Raw genomic sequence first — 7,058 nt, forward strand, 5'->3', positions numbered from 1 at the left:
AGCAGCAGATGTTCGTTGACCTCACTCCCGAACAACATGCCCTGCGCCATAAGGTGCGGGACTATTTCCAGGCCTTGATGACCCCGGACATGCGCGACCAGTTGCGGGGCAAGGAAGGCGGTGATCTATTTCGCCAGACCATCCGCCAGATGGGCCGCGACGGCTGGCTCGCGGTCGGTTGGCCAAAGGCCCACGGCGGCCAGGGTTACGCGGCCACCGAACAGTTGATCTTCTTTGAAGAAGCCAACATCGCCGGCGCGCCACTGCCGTTCGTCACTATCAGCACCGTCGGCCCTTCCTTGATGGCCCATGGCAGCGAGCTGCAGAAGGAACGTTTTCTGCCTGGCATTGCGGCCGGTGAAATCATGTTTGCCATTGGTTACTCCGAACCCGACGCTGGCAGCGATCTGGCCGTGCTCAAAACCAGTGCCCGCCAGGACGACGAAGGCTTCCTGGTCAATGGCAACAAGCTGTGGACCTCAGGTGCCGAATCGGCCGATTTCGTTTGGCTGGCGGCCCGGACCGATTCGACTCAGGCGAGGCATAAAGGCATATCGCTGTTGATCGTCGACACTACGACGCCGGGTTTCTCTCATACCCTGATCCCCACCACGAGCATTCCGACCACGGCCACCTACTACGACAACGTACGGGTGCCCAACGAAATGCTGGTGGGCCAGTTGCACGGCGGCTGGAAGTTGATCACCTCGCAACTGAACCACGAACGTCTCGGCCTTGGCACCTGGTCGGACAAGGTCGTGGCGCTGTTTCGCCGGGTCTATCTGTGGGCGCGGGCCTGTGACGAACAGGGCCGTCGAGCGATGGACAAGGCCTGGGTGCGCAGCTCGCTGGCCGAGTGTTACGCGCGCCTGGAAGCGATGCGCCTGATCAATATGCGCATTGCTGCCGACCTGGACCGCGATCGGATGGACGTGGCGCTGAGCTCGACCACCAAGGTGTTCGGCTCGGAGTCGGCCATCGAGATCCTGCGCAAGCTGGCGGGGATCCTCGGCGCCAACGGCTCAATGCGCAGTGGCTCGGCAGCGACCCTGCTGCAGGGAGAGCTGGAATTCGAGTTGCGCAGCTCACCGACCCTGACCTTTGGCGGCGGCACCAATGAAATCCAGCGTGAGCTGATCGCCCAGTTTGGCCTCGGCATGCCGCGCACCCAACGCTGACGCTGGTCCATCAACAACAAAAACGTACTCGGCCCGGTTCCGGCGCGGGTCGAAGGGGACTTTCATGAGCACTATCGAGCAATTTCGGCACGACACTCGTGCCTGGCTGGAGGCTAACTGCCCGCTGTCAATGCGCACCGGTATGGCTGAAGGCGATGTCGTGTGGGGCAGCCAGAACCCGCAGTTTCCGTGCGAAGACGCACGACTGTGGTTTGAACGCATGCGCGACAAGCGCTGGTTCTGTCCCGAGTGGCCTGAGGAATACGGCGGGGCGGGGCTGAGTGACGAGCAACTGGCGGTGCTCGAAAGCGAGATGCGCCGCATCAAGTGCCGGCCGCCACAGATCAACCTTGGTATCTGGATGCTCGGGCCGGTGCTGCTGGCGTTTGGCAGTGAGCAACAGAAACGCGATCTGCTGCCTCCCATTGCCCGTGGTGAAGTGCGCTGGTGCCAGGGGTTCTCCGAACCAAACGCCGGTTCCGACCTGGCCAGCCTGAAAATGGCCGCTCGCGATGCAGGCGATCACTTCATCGTCGACGGCAGCAAGATCTGGACCTCCTACGGCGACAAATCCGACTGGATGTATGCCCTGGTACGCACCGATTTCAGTGCACCGAAACACGAAGGCATCAGCCTGATCGTACTGGACATGCGCAGCCCCGGCGTCAAGCCGCAGCCGATCGATTTGATCAGCGGCAAATCGGCATTTTGCCAGGTGTTCTTCGACGCGGTGAAAGTCCCCAAGAGCCAGTTGATCGGGCCGTTGAACGGCGGCTGGACTCTGGCCAAATACCTGCTGCAGCACGAACGCAAGGCGATGTCGAAGTTCGGTGAGTTCAGCCTGCCGTCGCACTTCGACCTGCTGGCGCTGATGCGCGAGTACGTGCCGGCGCCACAGACCCAGGGCGAACATGCCCTGCAGGCCCGGGCCACGGCCTGTGCGATGAATGAACAGGCCTACAACCTGACCGTGCAGCGCATGGGTGAGGAGGCGCGGGCCGGCGACGACATCGGCGGCCTGATGTCGATCATGAAACTGGTGCACACCGAGCAGGAGCGCGACAAGTTCGAAGTGCTGCTCGATGCCATGGCCGGGCACGCCTTTGGTTGGGAGAGTGGTGCGTTCAGCGAGCAGCAACTGGCGGTGACCCGCTCCTGGTTGAACAGTTATGCGCTGACCATTTCCGGCGGGTCCTCGGAGGTCCAGTTGAACGTTATCGCCAAGCGCGTGCTGGGCTTGCCGGACGCCAAAAAAGGAGTTGCTGCATGAGCCTGCGTTATAGCGATGAACAGCGTTTGCTGGCCGACAGCGCCCGGGACTTTCTCGCCGCCCGCAGCCCGGTCAGTGCCCAGCGCCGATTGCGCGATGAGGCCGTAGCTTTTGGCTTCGAACCGCAGCTGTGGCGTGAAGCCGTGGAGTTGGGTTGGAGCGCGATTCCTTTTCCGGAAGACTTTGGCGGTCTGGATTTCGGTTGCAAGGGGCTCGGTCCAATCTTCGAATCCGTAGGGCGCAATCTGTCCGCCACGCCGCTGTTGTCCAGTGTGGTACTCGGTGGGTCATTGGTTCTTCTGGCGGGCAACTCGGCGCAACAGACACGTTGGCTGCAAGCTGTGATCGGTGGTGAGCAGCGCCTGGCCCTGGCCGTGGACGAACGTTCTCGCCACAACCCGAGCCACATCGCCCTGGCGGCCAAGGCCGATGGACAGGGCTATTGCCTGCACGGCGACAAATTCTGGGTGATCGACGGGCTGGGCGCCGATGCCTATGTAGTGGCGGCCCGCACCAGCGGCCAGCCAGGCGACACTCAAGGTATCAGTCTGTTCCTGGTGCCGGCCGATAGCCCGGGGGTGACCGTCAGCGCCTTGGGGGTGATCGATTCGCGCAACAGCGCCCGCCTGCGACTGGACGAGGTGCGCGTGGGCAGCGATGCCTTGCTGGGCAACCTGGATGAGGGTTGGGCCGTGCTGGAAACCGCACTGGATCGCGGCCGCACCTGCCTCGCGGCGGAGCTGTTGGGGATGGCCGAGCAACTGTTCGAAACCACCCTGGAGTACCTCAAGACCCGGGTGCAGTTCGATACGCCGATTGGCACTTTCCAGTCGCTGCAACACCGCGCTGCGCAAATGTACATCGATCTTGCGCTGAGCCGCAGCGCCCTGATGGCCGCTTTGGCGACCCTGGATGACGCCGGTCATGACGCTCGGGCACGTGCTCGACTGGTCAGCCTGGCGAAATGGAAAGCCGGCGACACCGCGCTCAAAGTCGCCAATGAAGCCGTGCAGATGCACGGCGGCATAGGCGTTACCGACGAGCTCGATGTCGGCCTGTACCTCAAGCGCGTTCGTGTGGCGCAGAGCTGCCTGGGGGATCGGGATTTCCATTGCGAACGCTACTGCGCCCACGCCTGAAACCCTGTGGGAGCGGGCTTGCCCGCGAACGCGGAGTGTCAGGCAATGAGGATGTTGAATGTGCCAGCCTCTTCGCGGGCAAGCCCGCTCCCACAGGTCTCTCGGTTGTTCTGGAGATACACAAATGAGCATTGAACGCTGGCAAACCGCGTGGCGACAACTGATCGCCCCCGGTGCGCCGTTTGAGGTGGTGACGTCCGATGACGGCGCTCCACGTTACTTCCGGCACGCCGCGCGCGATTTGACGCAGGTTTTCGACGCCGGTCGGGTCCACGGTGACCGTGAATTCCTGGTCTGGCAAGCGCAACGCCTGACCTTCAACCAGTTCTTCGATCAGGTTGATCGACTGGCCGGGCAAATGGTGGCTCGTTTCGGACTGCAGCCCGGCGAGCGCGTGGCCATCGCAATGCGTAACCAGCCAGCGTGGCTCGTGGCGTTCGCCGCGATCGTGCGCTGTGGTGCGGTGTGTGTGCCGCTCAATAGTTGGGGGCTGCGCGACGAACTGCAGTACGCGCTGCAAGACAGCGATTCGCGCCTGCTGGTGTGTGATGAAGCACGGTTAAATACCCTGCATGAAGATTTGGCCCGTGAGCAGCGAGGCACGATAGTCGTCGGGGCGCAGGAAGCTTCGTCGCCCGAGTACTGCCTGCGATTCGAAGACTTGATCAACGCCCCGATATTGCCGGCACCCACGCTGGAAATCGATCCTGACGCGCCAGCACTGATCCTCTACACCTCGGGCACCACCAGCCGCGCCAAGGGCGCCGTGTCCAGTCACCGGGCAATCTGCCAGGCACTGTATGCCCTGGATTTCCAGGGTGCGTTTTGCGCCATGAGCTCACCCGAGCGTATCGGCGTGGTGATCAACAGTGGCTATGCACCTACCACATTGGCGGCAGTACCGCTGTTCCATGTCAGCGGCTTGCATGCGCAGTTCCTGTCGGCACTGCGCGGCGGCCGGCGCTTGATGCTGATGTACAAGTGGGATGTCGAACAAGCCATCGACCTCATTCGCGATGAGCGTTGCACCCAGTTCAACGGGGCACCGGTGATGATGCAGCAACTGCTTGCTTCGCCACGTTTTGGCGGCGAGCACACCGCCAGCCTCTTCGGTCTTGGACTGGGAGGTGCAGCTTCGTCCGCCGGGGTGCTGGACAACATGCTCAAGCTCAAGCCCGACGTGATTGGCGGTGCCGGGTACGGCCTGACCGAGAGCAACGGGATCGGCGCTGCCATCGGTGGTGATCCGTTCGTGTACAAGCCGCAGACCGCTGGCTGGCCGCTGCCGATAGTCGATATTCATATCGGCGAAAGCCCTGGCCAGCCCCAGGTGGCCGGGACTCGTGGGGTGATCTGGTTGCGCTCCCCAACCTTGATGAGCGCCTACTGGAGCCTGCCCGAAGCCACTGCGCAAAGCCTGCACGACGGTTGGCTCGACACCGGCGATATCGGTTACCTCGATGAGGAAGGGTTTCTCTACATCACCGGCCGGGTGAAGGATTTGATCAACCGTGGTGGCGAGAAAATTTCCGCCGCGGAAATCGAGACGTGTGTCCTCGATTTGCCCGGGGTTCTCGAAGCGGCGGCATTTGCCATTGCCGACCCGCTGCTGGGGGAGACGGTGGGGTTGGCCGTCCACGGCCAGGCTTCGACGCTGCCCCAGGAGGCACAAGTCTGCGCATTCATTGCCGAGCGCCTGGCCGCCTACAAAGTCCCGGCCCAGGTCTATCGGGTACTTGAACCATTACCACGCAATGCCACCGGCAAGGTGCTCAAGGCACAGCTGCAAGAAAAGTTGGGCGTCTGATTGCACCTTAGTCTTTCCGGACGATGTCGGGGCCGCCAGAACACGAACAATGGGTCCATCTCACACAGCCTTATCAGCGTAGGAGGCATTACATGAAAATAACAAGAACCGGTCTCATGCTCGCGGTCGCAGTCACAGCCAATAGCGGGCTGATGGTTTATGCGCACGCCGCAGTGTCACCTCAGGAAGCGGCCAAGCTGGGCAAGGAGCTGACCTGTGTCGGCGCCGAGCAAGCCGGCAACGCCGAGGGCACGATTCCACCCTACACCGGCAAGTACCTGGGCGAAGTACCGGGCTGGAACCATGTGAAATTTTCCGGGGACCAGCCAGTTGATCCTTATGCGGCGGAGAAGCCGATCCTGGTGATCACCGCGCAGAACATGAGCCAGTACGAGGCGCACCTGACCGAAGGCCAGAAGGCACTGCTGAAGAAGTACCCGACCACCTACAAGATGAATATTTACCCAGGCCATCGGGATTTTCGTTACCCCGATTACGTCTGCCGCCGTGCGATGGACAACGCGTTGCACGCCAAGCTGGTCAACGACGGCGACGGTTTCACCGGGATTGGCCAGGTGCCGTTCCCGATCCCCAAAAGCGGCGTGGAAGTGTTGTGGAACCACCAACTTCCGGCCCGAGCCTACACGGAGGAAAAAACCTCCGACCTGGCCTCGGTCCTGCCCAATGGCAGCATTGGCTGGGGTCGTGCCTACGCGCGCAACCTGTCGTTGGCCAACTCACCCACCACCGATTCCCGCACCGAAGAGAAACTCTCGGCCATGAGTAACAACATGACCCTGAAACCGGCCCGGGACAACGGCACCCTCAGCATTGCCCATGAACCCTACAACTATGGCACCGATGCGCGTCAGGCCTGGTCCTACAGCCCATCGACGAGGCGCGTGCGGCAACTGCCGGGTTATGGTTACGATCAGCCGATGATCGGCACCAACGGCACCATGACCGTCGACGAGGACCGTTTGTTCAACGGTTCACCGGAGCGTTTCTCCTGGAAACTGATCGGCAAGCGCGAGATCTATACCCCGGCCAACGCGTTCAAGCCTAATACCGGGACGGTCAAGTATGCCGACCTCCTGACACCCAATCATCCCAACCCTGACTTCATGCGTTACGAGTTGCGCCGCGTGTGGGTGGTGGAAGCCGACTTGAAGGAAGGCTTCCGTCATGTCTATGGCAAACGTGTGCTGTTCATCGACGAAGACACCTGGAACTCGGTGATGGCCGACAACTACGATGCCCGTGGGCAGCTGTGGAAACACGCCATGGTCAACTATTACTACCATCCTGACATGAGTGGCTGGCAGGCTGGTTCGCAGTTCTTCATGGACTTGAACTCCGGCCAATATACCGGCTACGGCATGACCAACGAGGCGAAGAAAGGTCCGATCCTCAACGAAGGCAAATTCACGCCGGACCAGTACACTGCGGATGCGGCACGGGCGATCGGGCGGTAACACCCAGGTCGCGGCAATGAAAAAAGCCCTATCGGATTTCGATAGGGCTTTTTTTTTGGTTCTGTCTCGTCCTGAATAAGGTTTACACCTTCTGGCTTCTTATCAGGAAGGTGCAATGAACACGGGCGAAAAACGTAGCCAGAGAGATTACACGCTGACTTTTAAATTGTCGGTTGTCGACCAAGTCGA

The 7,058-nt window shown here is 61.2% G+C and carries 5 protein-coding genes; all 5 read left to right on the forward strand.

What is annotated here, in order from left to right; genetic code table 11:
• Window positions 1-8 precede the first annotated feature (8 nt).
• The 5 genes from IMW75_RS08565 (at window position 9) to IMW75_RS08585 (ending at window position 6,869) form a co-directional block, all read left to right on the forward strand.
• The gene (locus tag IMW75_RS08565; protein ID WP_205892367.1) at window positions 9-1,178 is read left to right on the forward strand and encodes an acyl-CoA dehydrogenase family protein; all 1,170 of its coding nucleotides are present in this window, start codon (window positions 9-11) and stop codon (window positions 1,176-1,178) included.
• A 64-nt stretch (window positions 1,179-1,242) separates the two neighbouring features.
• Window positions 1,243-2,448, forward strand: coding sequence for an acyl-CoA dehydrogenase family protein (locus IMW75_RS08570; protein ID WP_045058547.1), 1,206 nt, complete (start codon window positions 1,243-1,245; stop codon window positions 2,446-2,448).
• Window positions 2,445-3,587 carry an acyl-CoA dehydrogenase family protein gene (locus tag IMW75_RS08575; protein ID WP_205892368.1) on the forward strand — a complete coding sequence of 381 codons (1,143 nt, stop codon included), beginning with the start codon at window positions 2,445-2,447 and terminating at the stop codon, window positions 3,585-3,587. The genes IMW75_RS08570 and IMW75_RS08575 overlap by 4 nt, the downstream gene beginning before the upstream one ends.
• Window positions 3,588-3,711: 124 nt before the next feature.
• Complete coding sequence (locus IMW75_RS08580) at window positions 3,712-5,394, forward strand: class I adenylate-forming enzyme family protein (RefSeq protein ID WP_205892369.1); 1,683 nt, start codon at window positions 3,712-3,714, stop codon at window positions 5,392-5,394.
• A gap of 92 nt (window positions 5,395-5,486) precedes the next feature.
• Entirely contained in the window at window positions 5,487-6,869 is a 1,383-nt protein-coding gene (locus IMW75_RS08585; protein WP_205892370.1) for a DUF1329 domain-containing protein, read from the forward strand.
• Window positions 6,870-7,058 lie beyond the last annotated feature (189 nt).

The sequence above is a fragment of the Pseudomonas gregormendelii genome (assembly GCF_017114825.1).
Classification (GTDB): Bacteria; Pseudomonadota; Gammaproteobacteria; order Pseudomonadales; family Pseudomonadaceae; genus Aquipseudomonas; species Aquipseudomonas gregormendelii.